Source organism: Polynucleobacter sp. Tro8-14-1, from assembly GCF_018881655.1.
GTDB lineage: Bacteria > Pseudomonadota > Gammaproteobacteria > Burkholderiales > Burkholderiaceae > Polynucleobacter.
On sequence record NZ_JACVPX010000017.1, the window covers coordinates 1 to 579 of the forward strand.

Annotated in this window: 1 pseudogene; it reads right to left on the reverse strand. The window is 45.9% G+C overall.

Annotated features, from left to right (window positions below):
• A pseudogene (locus tag ICN34_RS11465) lies at positions 1-526 on the reverse strand (transposase); the annotation flags it as partial.
• Between the last annotated feature and the right edge of the window lie 53 nt (positions 527-579).

Genomic DNA, 579 nt, shown 5'->3' on the forward strand with positions numbered 1-579 from the left:
GTGACGACTTGGACCTGCTCTTGTTTGCCAAGTACTTTTGCTGAGCTAAGGCTTCGAGCTTTTTTAAGTAAGCGTTCTCCACCTCTAAATAGTGCGACTTCAGTAAGAGTTCTTCATGCGTAAGCTGCTCTGAAGGTTTAGCTAGGAGCGCTTGGATCTCACTTCGTTTTGACATGGGCGGCCGTCCCTTGGGTTTGGGTTCTAAGGCTGTAATACCGCCTTCATTGTAGAGGCGTTGCCATACGGAGATAGTGCTGGGAGAGGCGATATTAAAGTGGGCTGCCGCTTGATTAATGGAGAGCTGATCTTGCGCCATTGCCTTGAGTACGGCAAGCTTAAAGGCGCTGGGGTGATGAGTGTAAGCCTTGATTAGACTTTTTTGACCATGAATTTTAAAGGCATGAACCCATGTGCGGACATAGGTAAATTTAACGCCATACCGTTTTGCCGTTGCGGTAAATCCTTCTTTACCTGACAGATAGTGATGAATGACTTCTAGCTTAAAGTCTTTGCTGTATTTGGACATGAGACTGACCCTTTTGAGTTGGATTTGATGTCCAACTTTTGTGGGTCAGTTCA